15 protein-coding genes and 1 tRNA gene are annotated in these 17481 nt (G+C 59.0%); 4 read left to right on the top strand and 12 right to left on the bottom strand.

What is annotated here, in order from left to right:
* The first annotated feature begins 88 nt into the window (after positions 1–88).
* Both V6582_RS03865 and V6582_RS03860 read left to right on the top strand, forming a co-directional pair.
* A tRNA-Pro gene (locus V6582_RS03865) sits at positions 89–165 on the top strand.
* 504 nt (positions 166–669) lie between these two features.
* Positions 670–1698 carry an extracellular catalytic domain type 1 short-chain-length polyhydroxyalkanoate depolymerase gene (locus V6582_RS03860; protein ID WP_156632299.1) on the top strand — a complete coding sequence of 343 codons (1029 nt, stop codon included), beginning with the start codon at positions 670–672 and terminating at the stop codon, positions 1696–1698.
* A 197-nt stretch (positions 1699–1895) separates the two neighbouring features.
* Here the strand turns inward: V6582_RS03860 and V6582_RS03855 are convergent, their stop codons facing one another.
* The 6 genes from V6582_RS03855 to V6582_RS03830 form a co-directional block, all read right to left on the bottom strand.
* A complete protein-coding gene (locus V6582_RS03855; protein WP_180640582.1) occupies positions 1896–2045 on the bottom strand; it encodes a hypothetical protein in 150 nt (49 codons plus the stop codon).
* A 239-nt stretch (positions 2046–2284) separates the two neighbouring features.
* Positions 2285–3559, bottom strand: a complete 1275-nt coding sequence (locus tag V6582_RS03850; protein WP_234889706.1) for a glycosyltransferase — start codon at positions 3557–3559, stop codon at positions 2285–2287.
* A 16-nt stretch (positions 3560–3575) separates the two neighbouring features.
* Positions 3576–4802, bottom strand: coding sequence for an O-antigen ligase family protein (locus V6582_RS03845; RefSeq protein ID WP_156632298.1), 1227 nt, complete (start codon positions 4800–4802; stop codon positions 3576–3578).
* A complete protein-coding gene (locus V6582_RS03840; RefSeq protein ID WP_156632297.1) occupies positions 4799–6349 on the bottom strand; it encodes an undecaprenyl-phosphate glucose phosphotransferase in 1551 nt (516 codons plus the stop codon). The genes V6582_RS03845 and V6582_RS03840 overlap by 4 nt, the downstream gene beginning before the upstream one ends.
* A 100-nt stretch (positions 6350–6449) precedes the next feature.
* On the bottom strand, positions 6450–7586 hold the full coding sequence (locus tag V6582_RS03835; RefSeq protein WP_156632296.1) for a glycosyltransferase family 4 protein: 1137 nt from the start codon (positions 7584–7586) through the stop codon (positions 6450–6452).
* Positions 7586–8155 carry a polysaccharide biosynthesis/export family protein gene (locus V6582_RS03830; protein WP_070150446.1) on the bottom strand — a complete coding sequence of 190 codons (570 nt, stop codon included), beginning with the start codon at positions 8153–8155 and terminating at the stop codon, positions 7586–7588. Before V6582_RS03830 ends, V6582_RS03835 begins: the two co-directional genes overlap by 1 nt.
* A 177-nt stretch (positions 8156–8332) precedes the next feature.
* Here V6582_RS03830 and V6582_RS03825 point away from each other — a divergent pair, with 177 nt between their 5' ends.
* Positions 8333–10576, top strand: a complete 2244-nt coding sequence (locus V6582_RS03825; RefSeq protein WP_156632295.1) for a GumC family protein — start codon at positions 8333–8335, stop codon at positions 10574–10576.
* A gap of 371 nt (positions 10577–10947) precedes the next feature.
* Here the strand turns inward: V6582_RS03825 and V6582_RS03820 are convergent, their stop codons facing one another.
* Entirely contained in the window at positions 10948–12162 is a 1215-nt protein-coding gene (locus tag V6582_RS03820; RefSeq protein ID WP_156632368.1) for a GNAT family N-acetyltransferase, read from the bottom strand.
* 80 nt (positions 12163–12242) lie between these two features.
* On the bottom strand, positions 12243–12452 hold the full coding sequence (locus V6582_RS03815) for a DUF2842 domain-containing protein (RefSeq protein ID WP_156632294.1): 210 nt from the start codon (positions 12450–12452) through the stop codon (positions 12243–12245).
* A gap of 155 nt (positions 12453–12607) precedes the next feature.
* On the opposite strand from V6582_RS03815, the gene V6582_RS03810 reads away from it, so the two are divergent.
* Entirely contained in the window at positions 12608–13702 is a 1095-nt protein-coding gene (locus tag V6582_RS03810) for a COX15/CtaA family protein (RefSeq protein WP_156632293.1), read from the top strand.
* On the opposite strand, the gene V6582_RS03805 is transcribed toward V6582_RS03810, so the two are convergent.
* The 4 genes from V6582_RS03805 to speB form a co-directional block, all read right to left on the bottom strand.
* On the bottom strand, positions 13682–14509 hold the full coding sequence (locus V6582_RS03805; RefSeq protein WP_156632292.1) for a DODA-type extradiol aromatic ring-opening family dioxygenase: 828 nt from the start codon (positions 14507–14509) through the stop codon (positions 13682–13684). The two genes, V6582_RS03810 and V6582_RS03805, sit on opposite strands and share 21 nt — an antisense overlap.
* A 62-nt stretch (positions 14510–14571) precedes the next feature.
* Positions 14572–15438 (bottom strand): aminoglycoside phosphotransferase family protein, encoded by an 867-nt coding sequence (locus V6582_RS03800; protein WP_156632291.1) that lies wholly within the window; start codon positions 15436–15438, stop codon positions 14572–14574.
* A 16-nt stretch (positions 15439–15454) separates the two neighbouring features.
* Positions 15455–16387 (bottom strand): N-acetyl-gamma-glutamyl-phosphate reductase, encoded by a 933-nt coding sequence (gene argC / locus V6582_RS03795; RefSeq protein WP_156632290.1) that lies wholly within the window; start codon positions 16385–16387, stop codon positions 15455–15457.
* 69 nt (positions 16388–16456) lie between these two features.
* Positions 16457–17410, bottom strand: coding sequence for an agmatinase (gene speB, locus V6582_RS03790; protein ID WP_156632289.1), 954 nt, complete (start codon positions 17408–17410; stop codon positions 16457–16459).
* Positions 17411–17481 lie beyond the last annotated feature (71 nt).

The raw sequence follows: 17481 nt of genomic DNA, 5'->3' as shown, positions 1-17481 counted from the left end.
TTTTGCGCGTTTTTGATCTGTTCGGGCAAAATTCCGCTTGCGCCCGAAAGTCAAAAACTCTAAGTGAACCTTGCTCTTAGGAGCGGGTCGGGGCGTAGCGCAGCCCGGTAGCGCACTTGACTGGGGGTCAAGGGGTCGCAGGTTCAAATCCTGCCGTCCCGACCATTTATTTCAATCACTCCCCCCAGTTTGGGTGATTGCCTCTCTTCAAAGCAGATGCCTGTTTTCAGCGTTACAGCACCTTGCACTCAGGTTCGCTGAAGCCGTTTTATCCTGGCGAAGAGGCGGCGGCTTTGTGCTTGCGTAATCCCTTCGGGGCGTAAGCTAATCTCAAGAATTTTATGTTTATAATGTATAACGCTTTTTTTGCGGTGCACATAATAAACAGATTTTTTCTGTAACCATCTATATTCTAAGGGCTATTCTCGGATTTTCTGGGCTTTGAAGAGACTGGACAGGATGCAAAAGCGCCGAATGGTGCAGCTCTGGTATCGATAAAGTCCGGTCTCTGCCTTATATTGGGTGCAGTGCAGCAATATGCCGTGTCGTTGGTCCTCATAACCTTCGAGATCAGCATGAGACGATATTCACCATGAGTTTTTGAGGGCCAGAAGTATTGGCGGCTTGTGAAGCAGACGAGAGAATGCAGCCGTCAGGAAGGCAGATGCGATGCGATTGAATGTTCCAAAATCGGTGGCCGCCATGGTTCGCCGCCAAAAAAAGTTACAAAAGGCATTTGTGGATCTGGTTGAGAGCGCCACACCTCGTGAAAAGGTCGCGCCGAAACCGAGAAAGCCCGCCCAGCCACGCCTTGTTGAAAACACCAGCTTCGGCAGCAATCCCGGACATTTGCGGATGATGACCTATGTGCCACCCGGCTTGCCGCCGAGCGCGCCGCTGGTGGTCGTGCTGCACGGCTGTGGGCAGACGGCCAAGGATTTCGATGATGGCAGCGGCTGGAGCCGTCTGGCGCGTCAGCATGGTTTCGCGCTGCTTTATCCCGAACAGCGCAGCTCCAACAATCCGAATGGCTGCTTCAACTGGTTTCGTCCGAGTGCTGTGGCGCGCGACCGTGGCGAGACTGGCTCGATACGCCAGATGATTGACACCATGGTCGAGGCCCATGGCCTCAGCACCGAAAATGTTTTCATTATGGGCCTATCGGCTGGTGGCGCGTTGGCCGCTGCGGCTCTCGCCGCCTATCCCGATATATTCAAGGCGGGCGCCGTGGTTGCCGGCCTGCCGGTTGGTGGTGCGCGGGATGCGATGAATGCCTTGAACATCATGCATAACGGTGTGGCCAAAGCCCCGGATGAATGGGCGCAACTGGTCTATCAAGCCGCGCCCGAAGGTCGGGACTGGCCAAGGATTTCGATCTGGCAGGGCAGGGATGACAATGTCGTCCATCAGAAGAACGCCGATGCGCTGGTCATCCAATGGCTTGCCGTGCATGGCTTGCTGGACGGCAAGGCAAAGCCCGTGGCCTATGGCCGGAGCGACGGCTATGTCTGGCATGACGAAGACGGTGCGATCAAGGTGGAATATGCCGTAATGGATGGCCTGGGGCATGGCCTGCCGATCAAGGCAGGTGAGGGGCAGGCAATGCCCTATATGCTGCCTGGCGACCTGCATCTGCCATCCCTACTGGTGGAAAGCTGGGGTCTCAATGTGGCGGAAGGCAAACGCAAGGTCGCGTGATCCGCCCAAACTTGAAATGATGCTGCAGATATAAAGTATTACAGCTCCATGCGGATTAACGCATGGAGCTGTAAGAAAAGTTCTATTGTTTGCCTTAGGAAAAGTGGGTTGCGTTTTCCTAAGAAGACAAACGAAAAAAGAGAAGTCAGAACCTGTCTGGTTCAATTTGAACGTGACGGGCTCCAATCGGCTGGAGATTATTTCTGTTCGACGGCGACGCCGTCTTTACCAATGCTGAGCTCAACGCCCTTGGGCTTGGTTTCCTCGTGATATGCATAGGCCCCGAGGCCAACCACGACGACGACCAATGCGCCGATGATCAAATAAAGACCGTTTGTGCGGTTCATGCTGTCCCTCTTCTATCCGTCCGCCAACTGTTTCGGCTGAACGCGCTAAAAACGCGACAGACGGAAAAATGTTCCATGATGCGCCGTGGGTTTTATAAAAACGCACGACAGACTGTCTCGTTTTTGTTTGAGTTCGTCTGTTCGGGAAAACCGGTGCCCACTTTTCCCTGACGAACTCTAAGAACGCCGCAACACTTTAAATAACGCAGGAATGTGGAATGATTCTCGATCGACGGGGATTAGACCACGATGCGCTTGGCAAGCAGCAGGGTCCGCTGCTCGTCGTCTGCCACGTGCTCGGCCCGAGCCTCTGGGGTTAACAGCGAGCTTGGCGTGGTTTGGGGAAGAAGGTTTCGGTAGATCGCCAGTGTCTCTGCCACCATTTTTTCAAGCCGGTAGTTGTTACGGCGGCCCAAGGCGCCAGCCGTAAGCTGTGCCCGCGTCAGGGGGTCGCGAAAGGCGGCCATGGCGTCTGCAAGCGGCTTGATCGCATCGCTATTGGGAACGGCAAAGCCGTTGACGCCATTCTCCAGTACGACGCTCGTTCCGCCCACCGCTGTCAAAACGAGGGGAAGTCCACCGGCTGCGGCTTCCAGCATTGCATAGGACATCGCCTCGTAGCGGCTCGGTGCAACCAGGATGTCAAAGGCTTGGATGGCGTCATGTCCGCTCATGTCGCTGCGGATCTGGGCCTTGCCATCAAGGCCAAGGGTTTGAATCATGACGCGCAGTTCCGCTTCCCGCTCGCCGCTGCCGATCATCACCAGCCGGGCCTGGGGCATCAGGTCTGCAATACTGGCAAAGGCGCGGATCAGCCGCTCTGGGGCTTTCTGGGCCACGAGCCTGCCAATAAAACCGAAAACCAGATGCTCATGGGCAATGCCGAAATGCGCGCGTGTCTCCGAGCGGGCGTCGCCGGGCGGATATTTCACACCATTGGCGACAATGCGGAGGGTGCGTGCTGGAATGCCCAGCGCCACGGCGTGATGATATTCATCCGGTGAAACGCAAATCACCCGGTCGCTGAAAAATCGTCCAAGCAGCCGTTCCACGCCGCCATAAACCAGGCGGCCTTTGGAGCCGAGCGTCGGGTCCATGGTGCGGAAGGCGTGAGGCGTGTAAAGCACCGGTGGATTGCGCCCGGGCAGGGTTGCCAGCCGGGTCAGCGCGCCTGCCTTGGAACTGTGGCCATGCACGATGTCGAATGGGCCTTTGTCGCGGATCAGCCGCCGCAGCGCCCTATAGGAGGCGATATCCCAGGGGCCGACCGCACGGTGCATGTCCAGCGCAATGATCTCGTGCAGCGGCAGCGCCAGCAATTCGGCAACGAACCGGCTTTCGGCTCTTAACGGTGAATAGACCGCGGTCACCGTCTGTCCGCAGGCGGCGAGGCCTGCGCAAAGATCGATGAAATGACGGCCGGAGCCACCGCCGCTCGGCTCCAAGACCTGCAAGATTCGCAGATTCTGCCCATCGGCAATTCCCTGGCCATCCATCACGTTTCCCTGCGCCAAACGAGTCCCCTGATGTTCAGTTATGTCTTTGCCAATTGATTTCCAGTGCTCTGCATCCCCAAAGGATTCCAAACAGCAGGTACACATGTCGCCAATGATCGATATCGATGACATTGCCGATCAGGGCATGGCCGATCAGCACGATCCAGGCAATCATCAGATAGGGTTGCCAAGGGCGGTCATAGAGCAGACATTTGAAGCCGAAGCAAACGCTCCAGACCAGCATGGTGATAAAGCAGACGAAGCCGAGCCACCCATAGGATGTCAGGGTTTTCAGCCAGATATTGTGCTCGTCCTCCGGAAAGATCTTGCTGAACACCATCGGGCCGATCCCGAGCGGCTTTTCCATCGACATCAGAAAGCCGATCTTGTGACGCTCGAAGCGACCGAGATGGCCACCATCATAGTCCTGCACAAGCTGGGTGCGGCTGGAAAACAGGTCACGCACCTGCTGGAATTGCAGGGCGACGGTCAGCGCCACAACGAGAGCGATGGCCGCTGTCAGTGCCAGCAGCACGATCTTCAGGCGGAAGGCACTGCTGCGTTCCTTGATCAGCAGGATGAGCACCATGGCGATGGCGCAAAACAGGAACAGCGCCCAGGCCGCCCGTGAAAACGACAGGAACACACCAAGGGCGAGGATCAGCAGGCAAAAAATCTTCCACGGCGCGTCCAGCAACCGACCAGTCAAAAGCCCATGGATGAGATAGAGCGACGGAGCAATCAGAAACGGACCAAACACATTGGGGTCCTGAAAAGCCCCCATGGCCCGGTCATAGCGTGTAAACATTTCAGCGCCGGGAAACGCATGGAAATAGCCCAGAATACCCAGAAGGGCGGTGGCAACTGCGGCCAGAACCCAGGCATTGAAGATCAACCGCAGCCTTTCATGCCGTTCCTCGATGATGGCCGCATAAAAAACCGAGGTCACGGCGAGGAAGGTCGAGACGGCAACATAGAGCGGGCCTTGATCGAGGTCCGTCATTGTCGTCAGCGAGATCATGCCGCCGACATTGAAGATGAGCATAAGCGCCAGAAGCGGAGCGACGCTGCGGGAAATCTTCAGGCCGAGCAGGAACCACAGGGGGATCTGCGCCGCCATGAACAATTCGTACGGGGCAGGCTCCATGAACACGAAGCCGAGCAGGAATACACCAAAGCCGACCAGCGCCGATCCCGTCAGGGTTATGGCCGCCAAGCCTGGCCGAAACGGCGGGCTACTATGGTGGGTGACCGCGCTCAATAAGCGTTTTCCGTGTTGAAAAGGCTGATCGGCGTCATCACCAGGATTTTCAGGTCAAACAGCAGCGACCAGTTTTCGATATAATAGAGGTCATGGGCGGTTCTGCCCTTGATCTTGTCATCGCTATCAATCTCACCACGCCAGCCCTTGATCTGCGCCCAGCCGGTGACGCCGGGCTTGACGCGGTGGCGGGCAAAATAGCTCTCGACGATTTCGCTGTAATGGCGGTCGCGGGTTTGCGCCATGACCGCATGCGGGCGTGGCCCGACCAGCGAAAGATCGCCGCGCAACACATTGAATAATTGCGGCAATTCATCCATCGAGGATTTGCGCAGCCAGCGGCCGACGGTTGTGACGCGTGGATCGTTCTTGGTGACGGCCAGCTTGGCGGTCGGGTCGCTCATCTCCGTATACATCGAGCGGAATTTCAGGACCTTGATGACCTCATTGTTGAAGCCATGGCGCTTCTGCACGAACAGCACCGGCCCTTTCGACGTGGATTTGATAGCGATGGCGGCGAGCGCCATGACCGGCCAGAACACGGCCAAGGCCACCAGGCTGAAAATGATGTCGAAGGCCCGTTTGGCAACCTGGTCCCAGTCGCGGATCGGTTTGTCGACCAGATCCAGCATCGGCAGGTCGCCGACATGGGAATAGGCGCGGGGTCTGAATCTCAGGCTGTTGGAATGGGCCGCCAGCCGAATATCCACCGGCAGGATCCAAAGCAGTTTCAACAGTTCCATGATACGCGCTTCCGCGGTAATCGGCAGGGCGATGATCAGCATGTCGATGCGGGTTTCGCGTGCAAAGGCCACCAGTTCGGCAACAGTGCCGAGCTTGGGATAGCCCGCGACGATGTTGGGCGACCGGTCGCCTTGTCGATCGTCAAAAATACCACAGATACGGATATCGTTATCCGGCTGGCTTTCCAGCGTGCGGATCAATTGTTTGGCAGGCTCTCCACCGCCAACCACCACGGCGCGTCGCTCAATGATGCCGTTACGGGTCCAGCTGCGAATGGCCAGTGCCATGCCATAGCGTTCAAGGATGAGAAACAGGGCAGAGGTTGCCGCCCAGGTCACCAGCCAGGACACAGTAAACAGCTGGGCATTCAAGAAGACGTGGATGCCGACCATCAAGGCGACAACCAGAAACCAACTGGTCAGGGCTCGCTTCACCGAGCGGAACGGACGGCGCAGTGTGTGTATCTGGTAGCCATCGGCAAATTGCGTGAACAGGACAAAAACGATCGCACCAAATGCGCCGAAGGCACCAATGTGCAGGAGCGTGTCAACCGATCCGCCCATCGTCAGCCAGCCGGAAAGCAGGCTGGTGGCGATCAGCCAGGAAAACTCCAGCAGACCGAATTGCCCCAGCATGATGCTGGGCGAGCGATTGGCACGGCGCAATTGATCGGCCACCCGGCTGGCGAGTGGTGACAATTCGACTGTCGGAGACGATGAAAAGCCGCTTGCGCCGGTCTGTTCAGCCTCTTCCTTCAGTTTTTGACGGAGCTTTGCTACATCCAAAGTCTCTAGCGCCTTCATCGCGGCAATTCATTTTGCAACGTTGGATTACCGCAAATGTGCTAAAAAACCTTTAGCTTTGGCAGGACCCGTCCCACGATGAGGCAGGTCGCGACTGCTCTCAAACCGAATGATCGCGGTAAAGCGTCAGCATTTTCTCAGCCATGGCAGAGGCTGAAAATCGGGCATGGAAAAGGGTCGGGTCCGGCATGACCGTCTGTTTCCAGTCCGGCTGGGTCAGGGCCTTTACCATGGTAGCGGCCAGTTCCTCAACATTGTCGGGCGCAACAAGTGCAGCGCTGGTCTTGCCCAGGGCTTCCGGAATGCCGCCGACGGCGCTGGCAATCACCGATTTTCCGGCGGCAATCGCTTCCAGGACGATATAGGGCATGGATTCGGCCCTTGAGGGAACGACGACAATATTGCTGAAGGTGAAGGCTTCCGAGACCCGCATGGCAGGCAGCAATTGCATGCGAAGGCCAAGGCCGCGCTGGTGGATCTGCCGCTCATAGGTGTCACGGTCCGGCCCGTCGCCGATAACCGCGGCGGTCAAGGGACGCCCCAGCAGCCGTTCAGCTTCCAGCACGGCGTTGATGAAGACGTCAGGGCCTTTCAGATCCCGCAACATGCCGATGAAGACGAAATCCACGGCTTCGTCACGCAGTGGCACAGGCCGAAACTCGCTTTCGCTGATCCCGTTCAAAATCAGGCGGGAGTCGCAGCCTGGTTTTCCCACCTTTTGCCCGTAGGACCATTGCTCGAAGCCGCAGACAAAGGCGATGGCTTCGGTCTGGCGTTCCAGCAGCTTTTCCAATGCAAAGATCAGTCTGCCAACCGGCCTGCTGCGGCGATAATGCAGGCTGCCGCCATGTGGCGAATAGATGCGGACTACCTTTGATCCCTGCATGCGAAGGGCCGTGCCAATGATGCGGGCGAGCGCGCCGCCCTTGGCGCCGTGACCATGCAGCACATCGGGTTTCAGGCTCTTGATATGCCGGTAGCAGGAGCGCACCGCGCTGATATCGTCAAATCCGATGGCACGCCGGATCGGCTGGCGAATAAGGCCGAGCTTCAGGCGGGGCAGCAGTTCCGCAAACAGGGCGGCCTCATGGTCGCCGCCGGTGCTGCTGTCGCAGATGATGCCGACGGAATGGCCAAGCGCATCGTGATGCTCGACCAGATCGCGCACATGCCGGAAAATGCCGCCAATTGGCGAGCGGAAGCAATGAATGATCCGCAGCCTATGTTCATCCGGCATCAGAACAGCCGTTCGCGCACATAAACCGTGTCACCGGCAATGATCGGGTCGGTGATCGGCACCCGGCCGGTGGCGATCGTGCCGTTGACCTTGCGGGTCACATCTACGTCGCGCTCATTGGCGCGGCTGGTGAAGCCGCCAGCAACGGCAATGGCATTTTGCACCGTCATGCCCGGCACATAGGAATACTGCCCCGGCTGGCCGACTTCGCCCATGACGAAGATCGAGCGGTAGCGGTCGATCTCGATGCTGACATCGGGATCGCGCAGATAGCCCTTGCGCAGCCGCTGGGCAATAGTGCCTTCCAGCTGCGGCATGGTGGTGCCGCGCGCCGCGACCTGGCCGATCAGCGGAAAGGCGATATAGCCGGCCTGGTCTACGGTATAGGTATTGCTCAGATTGGCCTGGTCGAACACGGTGATGCGCAGCCGGTCGCCGCTGTCCAGCCGGTAAGGCTGGATCGTCGCTTCCTGGAAGACTTTCGAAGCCGGTTTATAGTTGGCGCAACTGGACAGCGCCGCCAGCAGGGTGACGGCAACAGCCAGCAAGATCTGTTTGGCGGTGACCATGCGCACGCTCCCATAGAAGATAATCATGTTCTTATCGGCCAGTATGGTTAAGGGAGTGTAAAGATCGCAGCGCAAGTCCGGCGAGCTTATCTTGCAATCGCCGCAATGACCACAGGCGGTTAACGCTTGAGTTACTATGTTCGTTTACGCTCCGGACAGATTTGAAGGAGGGATGGAATGTCGGGTCAACCGGTCGCCGCCCATCAGGACGTGGATATCGATCTCTTGCAGCTGTTTCGCGCCGTCTGGCAGCGAAAGGGCAGGGTATTGCTCGTCACTTGCCTTGCGGCTGGCGTGGCCTTCGCCGGGGCCAGCATGATCCGTCCAACCTACCGCGCCGAAACCACGGTGCTGATCGAGCCGCGCGCGCCCAATTACGATGCGGAAAACGCCAAGTCGGCGGCCTCGGAACCGGTGCTGGACGAGCTGAATATTGCCAGCCAAGTGCAGCTGTTCCGCTCGGTGGATCTGATCCGCCAGGTGGTCAAGGATCTCAAGCTCTACGAACTGACGGAATTCGATCCCGATCTGCATCCCTCCGCCCTGTCGGATCTGATGGTGATGCTGCATCTGAAAAAGAACCCGCTCGATCTGGCGCCCGAAGACCGGGTGATCCGTACCTTCCTGGAAAAGCTCCAAGTCTATCAGGTGGAGAAGTCGCGGGTTATCGGCATCGAGTTTTCCTCCAAGGATGCAAGGCTTGCTGCCGCCATTCCCAATGAAATGGTCAAGGTCTATCTGGCGCTCCAGAGCGGCGCCAAGCTTGATAGCAATGAGGATGCGGCCCGCTGGCTGGAGCCGGAAATCGCCAACCTGCGTCAGAAGGTGTCCGACGCGGAAAAGAAAGTCGCAGATTATCGCCGCAATGCCGATCTGCTGTCGACCGGCGAGAGCGGTACATTCGCCTCCAAGCAGCTCAACGATATATCGACGGAATTGGCGCGGGTGCGCACCGACCGGGCCAGTGCGCAGGCACGGGCCGAAAATGCCAAGGCCTCGCTGAAGGCCGGGCGGTCGACCGACAATCTAGATATCGTCATGGCCTCTCCTGCCGTGCAACAGTTGAAACAGGCGGAAGCTGCCGTACAGGCACAAATCTCCGACCTCTCCACCAGTCTTCTGGACGGACACCCGCGCATCAAGGCGCTGCGGGCCCAATTGGCCAACCTGCGCCAGCAATTGGCCGAAGAGACCAGAAAAGTTGTGTCCAGCCTGGAAACCGAGGCCAATGTGGCGCGGATGCGCGAAGCGGAGCTTGACCGGCAGCTGACCACCCTCAAGGCACAAAGCGCCAAGGCTGGGGACAGCCAGGTCGGGCTTGCCGCATTGGAGCGCGAAGCGAGCGCACAGCGGCAATTGCTGGAAACCTATCTTGCCCGCTACCGCGAAGCCACCAGCCGGCTGGACAGCAATGCCACGCCCGCCGATGCCCGGGTGATTTCCCGCGCCTCCGAGCCGAGTGAACCGAATTTCCCCAAGGTCCTGCCGATCACGGTTGTGGCCGCCATGGCGGCTCTGGTGTTGAGCGTGATCGTCATCATGTTGGCGGAACTGTTCAGTGGCCGGGCGCTGAAGCCTGTCGGCCCGATCGATCCAGACCGCAGCGGGCGGTTTGCCCAGGAATATCCCCGCCGCCGGACCGGTGAGCCTGCCTTTGACGAACCAGCAGCCGCGCCTGCAAAGCAGAAGCCAAGACTGGATGCGGCGGCTGCCGCGATCGCAGCGACGGCAGCCGCCGAACGGATCGGAAAGGACACCCCGGCCATCGCATCGGCAGATCCTGAAAGTGAAAGCGACCAACATCGCGCGGCCCTTACCGATGCCGATCATGAGTTTTCAATCGCGTCGGTGGCGCGTTACCTGACACGGCACGGCATTTCCAAAGCAGTGGTCATCTCGCCTTCCGGCGATGACGGATCGGCGGCAACGGTGCTTTTGGCACGCGCTGTGGCCAAAGCCGACCGCACGGTGATCCTGATCGACATGACCGGCTCCGGCTATCCGACGGCGCTGATGGCCGAGCGAAACGATCTGCCCGGCGTGACCGATCTGCTCTGCGGCGACGTTGCCTTTGGCGAGACCATTCATTCCGACCGATTGTCAAACGCCCATATCGTGCCGAAGGGCAATAGCGATATTCGTCAGGCGCTGCGGGGCATCGAGCGCCTGTCCATGGTGGTCGAGGCCCTTGCCGACGTTTACGATCTGGTCTTGATCGAATGCGGCCCGGCCAGCGCCACCAATGTCGTCGATCTGTGCAAGGCCCAGGACCATGAAGTCATTCTCTCCGCGCCCAATCCGGACCGCAAGCAATTGGCGCAAATCATGACCGCCTTCGAAGCTGTGGGCTATAGTGATCTGGTGCTGATGAGCGACGACAATGCGGTGCCACCGGATGATGGTGGCCAGCGGGTGGCTTGAAATTTGTCAGGGGAACGTGGAAACCGAGTTTTCTCGGACAGTTAAACGACAACAAGAAGATCTAAAGTGTGTGTGGTTCAATTGTCGAGGTACACGACGCAAACATCCTCTCGGCTGCGCACCCCCTCATCCCCCTGCCGGGACCTTCTCCCCGCTGGGGAGAAGAAGCAAAAGCGACAGCACTGAATCTCAGTTTGATGTTGAAAAAAGATTATACCTTTTTCACGGTGTCGGTGAATGATCAGGAAGGCGGCTCGCACTTCTTCTCCCCATCGGGGAGAAGGTGGCGGCAGAGGCAAGAGGGGGCCGCGCACCCGAAAACTTTTGCGTTCTGTACTATGGTTCAATCTTAACCTAACAAACTCAAGCCTCTAATCCTTGCCCGGATCATCTGCCTGCGCATTGCTACGGGCGCGGAGTTTTTGCAGGGCGCTGTAAAGGTGTGGGTGGCCCTTGATGAACGCCTTGGAGCGGGTCAGGCTGCGCTCGGCTGTGGCGGCGAGGTGGCCGAGAGGGGTCACAGGCAGCAAAATATCGTGTTGCACGGTTTCCATAGGGCACCAGCTTCGCTTGTAGATCTGGTCGCCGAGGCCGAAGTCGAACAGGGCCGCCCCCTCGGCGCAGCATTGTTCAATCATCAGCCAGAACAGCAATTCGCCGGGGCTGGTTTCCGGGGCAATGCTTTCGTCTATCGAGCCAAACTGGCAGATAACGTGATCGCCCTTGCGTGACAGGCCGGCAATGGCGGCAATCTTGCCGTCTTGATGACTGCCCGATGACCGCAGCGCATGCAGCTCCAGCGGCACGTTCAATCCGCCTGACTCGCTTTGCAGCAGCAACTGGAAGAATGCCTGCGTCTCCGGCTCCTGAAACACGTCCGGCAGGCCGAGGGTTTCGAAGCGGATCGCTTTTTGCCGGAAGAACAGATCCAGCAGCTGGGCTTTCTGCTCCTCGCTGGAGGCGATAATATGTTCGAAACCGCCGCTCGCTTCCAGCTTGCGGACCTGGTTACGGTATTTTTTGCGACGGCGCTTGGCGTTGATCTGGGAGAGCGTCTGTTCGAAGTCGCCTAGAAGCGGCAATTGGAAGGCATGGTTCTGGTGCTCGACAGCCGGTAGACCGGCCAGGGGATGAGACAATCCACGCCAGGAGAGCGGAATATTGCCGAGGTGAACGAGATCGGCATGCCCCGTCATTGCCTGGACAATCTGCTTTCCCAACTGTTTGGCCGTGTCCAGCTCGATTTGCTGGAGAAAAGCCGGGGCGAACAGGCCGGTATTGATATTGGTGAAGCGGGTGGCAATGAAGCTTGCCTTGCGGATCATGGCGTGACGGGTAATTTCCAGCGGCAGGATGAACAGGCAGCGTCCGTTGCTGCGGCCATGCAGGATGGCCAGCGGATTGCCATGGGTTTTTACCCAGGCGCGGCACCAGTCGTAACCTTGATGTAGCGACAGATGGTTGTTGCGCTCCAGACAGCGCCAGTCGGATTCGAGCGGCTCCATCGCGGGCAGAATGTCCACGGCGATATCTGCCGCGGAGATTTGACCGCTGGCGGTTTCAGTCAGCCGTTTCGGATCGATCATCGCCACGCTGCATTCTCCGGTCCTGTCGATGCAACACCAGCTTACCCGGTTTGTATTTAAGGATCATGCAACACGGCGAATTATTTGCGAACCGGACCCGCCATCCATTTGATGATTGCCATGGCCGGCAGGATCCAGACCACGCCCGACAGCAGGAAATAGGTGAGATGCACCCACCAGGGTGACTGTGCTAAAGTCAATGTGGCAATGGTGGTGGCCAGCACTGCGTAAAGCATGACAAGCACGACGATCAAAATCGTCCCGACGAATTTGCGCAGTCTGACCGGCATGCTATGACCCTGATTGCAGGACGCGACGCGATGTCGCAAACCTTCCGCCCTTGTTTTGCACCGGGTCCTGATGCAAATCAACCGGAATGCACCAGTTCCGCCTGCAACAAAGCGTTCGGACCGGGATTATGCCGTAGAATGGAGAGATTGGACCGATGACCATCGCCAGCACCGCTTCACCCGTCCCGACAGCAGCCGTCCTCGACCGGCAGAGCCGCAACCGCCGCGCCCTGCGCATCTGGCTCGGCCTGGTGATTCTCGCGCTGTTTGCCCTGGTTCTTGTCGGTGGGGCGACCCGGCTGACCAATTCTGGCCTGTCGATTACCCAATGGAAGCCGATCCACGGTGTCATCCCACCGTTGAGCGCGGCGGAGTGGGAGGAAGAGTTCAAACTCTACCAGCAGATCCCGCAATATGAGCTGGTCAACAAGGGCATGACGGTCGAAGCGTTCAAGACGATTTTCTGGTGGGAATGGGCGCATCGCTTCCTGGCCCGCAGCATCGGCGTGATCTTTGCTTTGCCGCTGGCGTTTTTCTGGGTCACCGGAAGGATCGAGAAGCGTTTGCGCTGGCCGCTGGTCGGCATACTCGCGCTCGGCGGCTTTCAGGGCTTTATCGGCTGGTGGATGGTGTCATCAGGGCTTTCGGAGCGCACCGAGGTCAGTCAATATCGGCTGGCCACCCATCTGGTCATGGCCTGTCTGATCTTCTCATCCTGTGTCTGGGTGATGCGTGGCCTTGCCCGCCATAGTGCCGATCCAGCCCCGACCGCGCATTCGCGGCATTGGGCAATTGCGCTTCTCTGCCTCGTGCTGTTCCAGATCTATCTGGGTGCACTGGTGGCAGGGCTGGATGCCGGCATGTCCTACAATACCTGGCCGCTGATGGATGGCGCGCTGATCCCCGGTGATCTGCTGGTCCAGCATCCCGTCTGGCTGAATTTCTTCGAAAACCCGAAGACGGTGCAGTTCGTGCATCGCATCGGTGCCTATACCGTGTTTCTGGTGGCGCTCTATCACATGGTCTCGTCGCTGCGGGCGGCACCGGGAACGACCCATGCGCGCCGTAGCGTCGTGCTGTTTGTCATCGTCTGCTGTCAGGCGGTGCTGGGGATTTCCGCGCTGCTCATGCAGGTGCCGCTGCATGCGGCGCTCGCCCATCAGGGCGGCGCGCTGATCCTGCTCGGCTTTACGGTCGCGCATCTGCGTGGCTTCTACGGCGCCTATCCTTTACCCAAACCGGTAGCCTGAATAGGCCTTGCCAATCGCATGGCCGCTGAAGACCCGTCTTCCGCCGTCGTGGCCCGCAGCCCCTGCGGCCACGAACAGCGGCACAAGATGGTCATGGTCTGGGACATGGCAGGCAAGCGCATCCGGGTTTTGATCCCAAAGGCTGAGCGTCGCGGCACGGGCATCCGGGTCGGGCATTTCCACCGCTGCCGTCAGCCAGTCATCGAACCGTTTGGCAACGGCCTCATGGTCGGCATCGCGGCGGCGAAACATCGGCATATTATGGTAGCTCATGCCGGATGCGATGATCAGCACATTGTCATCGCGCAGGGACTGCAAGGCCTTGCCGATTTCCAGATGGCTTTCCGCATCCAGCGTGTTCTTCAGCGACAGCATCACGACAGGCACATCCGCATCCGGATAGGCAACCATCAGCGGAATGAACACACCATGGTCGAAGCCGCGCGAATCGTCCCCCGCTGAAGCGATGCCTGCCTGTTGCAGCAGCTCGCGTACATGGGCGGCCAGCGCCGGATCGCCCTTGGCGGGATAGGTTATCTCATAGGTATGGGCGGGAAAGCCGTAATAATCATAGAGCATGCCGGGGGCCGCTGCCGTGCTGACGGTGACCTGCGGTTCCTTTTCCCAATGGCCGGAGACGATGAGAATGGCTTTCGGCGTGACGCCGAGATCGACAGGCAGGCCTTGCAGAAAGGCCGCAAGATCGTCCCAGGGGCCTTTGCCCTGGTCGTCTTTCGGGAAGTCCATGAATGGCCAGGGCCCGCCGCCATGAGGGATGAAATAAACGGGAAGACGGCTGTCGGTCATGGGTGGCTCCTGAACATATGGCTCAATTATACGCCGCAGGAGCAACCAGCACGAGAGACGGATCAGTCGACAAACTGTTCAGCAAGTATGGACCGTGCCAGCCGGGCAAAGCCAAGCCGCTCGGCAAGATTGGTATTGCCGGATGCGGTCAGTGGGTGGCTCAGCGTCCACGCGCAGGAGAGACCCGCATGGGCTGCCGCATAGCTGAGGATTTTACGCGGTGAACAGCCCAGCGCCACCGAAAACCGCTGGCTGAGGTCCATCGCGCGCCGGGGATCGAGAACCAGATCCGGGGCGTGGAGCGGATTGCCGAACACATTGGCGACATCATAGGCCGGCTCGCCCAGAAGGCCCTGCGGATCGATCGCCAGCCAATTGCCACTGTCATCGCCGATGACATTATCGTGGTGCAGGTCGCCATGCAGCGGCTTGATATCCTGTTGCTCGGCAAGCAGGCTGCGGGCCAGTGCTGCCGTCCAATGGATGATCTCGGCGATGGCCGGGTCGGACATGGTTTTCTCGAGCGCAAACAGCGCGCTGAAATGGGCCTTTAGGGGCGTCAGCGCATCGGGAGCAGGCACGGGCGATGGCGCATGCAGGCGCGCCAGCACATTGACGATGATCTCCGTTGCTGTCGGATCTCCGACCTTGCCAAGATGATGGCGCAGCAGCAAACCGCCCGCATCGTCCAGCAGGGCGATATCGCCAGCCTGATCGATGAGCCGGATTGCACCATTGCCATCCCGCCAGCGCAGAAAATCCAGGCCCGGTCGTTCGCCGCTGCCTTCGGGCTTCAGAGCTTTGACAATGACGGGGAGCTCGTCCTGCGTGGCCCGGTAAACGTGGCTGCTAGGGGTATTGGCGATCAGCCTGAGATGCGAAAGCCCCCATGTCTCCATCAGAGATGGAGGAAAGACGGGGGCTTTCAAAGGGCTGCTCAAACGATCACGCCGACAGCATCAGGTCCATGTTCTGGACGGCTGCGCCGGACGCCCCCTTGCCGAGATTATCCAGCACGGCCACGAGATTGACATGGCCGGTGCCCGGATTGCCGAACACGAAGAGTTTCATCGTGTCCTGGCCCACCAGTTCCTCGGCATCGACCCGACCGAGCTTGGCGCTGTCTTCGAGAGCGACGACATTGACGATGTTCTGCCCGGCGTAATGGGCGGAAAGCGCAGCGTGGATGCTTTCCACGGTCGCGCCATCCGCCAGATCCTCCAGGAACAGCGGAACCTGCACGATCATGCCCTGCGGGAACCGGCCGACCGAAGGCGAAAACAGCGGAGCGCGATCCAGCAGGCCATGGGCCTTCATTTCCGGCACATGCTTGTGCTTGAGGTTCAGGCCATAGACATAGTTGTTGACGGTCAGATGCTCGGGATGGCTCTCGTCTTCCATCTGGGCGATCAACTGCTTGCCGCCGCCGCTATAGCCGGACACGGCATTGACGGACACCGGGTAGCCGTCCGGCAGGATGCCCGCAGCGCGAAGCGGCCGGATCAGCGCGATAGCGCCGGTCGGGTAGCAGCCGGGATTGGCAACGCAGCGCGCCGAGCGGATCTTGTCGCCCTGGTCCTTGTCCATTTCGGCAAAACCATAGGTCCAGTCCTTGGCAACGCGGAAGGCGGTGGAGGTGTCGATGATCCGCACACTGTTGTTGCCAGCCAGCATCGACACGGCCTCTTTCGAGGCGTCGTCGGGCAGGCACAGAATGGCGATATCGGCGCTGTTGAGCATGTCCTCGCGCAGGGCGGCATTGCGGCGCTGCTCTTGCGGGATCGACAGCAATTCCACATCGCGGCGGTCGGCCATGCGGCTGCGGATTTGCAGGCCGGTGGTGCCGTGTTCGCCGTCAATGAAGATTTTCGCTGTCATTTTACCCTCTCTTTTCAGGAGATTGCCCGCTTTTGCGGATTCAAATCCTGAATTGCTTGAATCATTTTATCAACCAGATCGCGCCAGTCGTTCAGCGCGCAGCCCCAGCATATACATTGCCACCGTTGCCCCTGCAATGGCGGTTATATCGGCATGGTCATAGGCGGGCGCCACCTCGACTATATCGGCTCCTCTTATGTCGAGCGGATGAAGGTTTTGCAGAACCGAGAGGATTTTTGCGCTGGATGGTCCACCTGCCACCGGCGTGCCGGTGCCGGGCGCAAAGGCAGGGTCGAGGCAATCGATGTCGAAGGTGAGATAGGCGGGTTGGCCCGCCGTATGGTCGAGGATCAGCGCAGCGATCTCGGCAGCGCGCATCTCCTCCACCTGATGACCGTAGAGCATGCGGATGCCGCAATCGTCAGGCGCATGGGTGCGGATGCCAATCTGGATCGAACGGGACGGGACGATCAGGCCTTCGCGCACCGCCCGCCCGACAAAGGAACCGTGGTCTATCCGGTTTCCATCGTCGAACCAGATATCCTGATGGGCATCGAACTGCACCAGCGCCAGCGGGCCATGTTTGGCGACATGAGCCTTCAGCAGCGGCCAGGTGATGAAATGGTCGCCGCCCAGCGTCAGCAGGAAGTTTGCCTTTGAGAGAATATGGGCGGCTTCCTTTTCAATCGTGGCCGGTGTTTCCCAATGATTGCCATAGTCCAGGCGGCAATCGCCGTAATCCACGGTGGGCATGGCCGCGAACAGGTCGCGCTCGAACGGATATTGCGGATCATTGTCGAAAATGGCCGAGGCGCGGCGAATGGCCTGCGGCCCGAACCGGGCGCCGGGCCGGTTGGAGGTGGCGGCATCGAAGGGAATGCCCCAAATGGCCGTGTCCACCCCATCCAGCAGTTTGGTATAGCGTCTGCGCATGAAGGAGAGCACACCGGCATAGGTCGGGTCAGTAGCTGCCGATGTGAGATCGTTTGCCGTGAAGGCGTGGTCTATGGATTTATCTGCCAAGGTATTTGATCCGCATCAGCTGTTCTAGAGTCTGTCAGGTTCATATTGAACCAGACAAACTCTAGATTCTC

This window comes from Agrobacterium vitis (genome assembly GCF_037039395.1).
Lineage (GTDB): Bacteria > Pseudomonadota > Alphaproteobacteria > Rhizobiales > Rhizobiaceae > Allorhizobium > Allorhizobium vitis_E.
The sequence above is the reverse complement of the archived record's forward strand: the minus strand, read 5'-3'. Positions and strand labels throughout refer to the sequence as shown.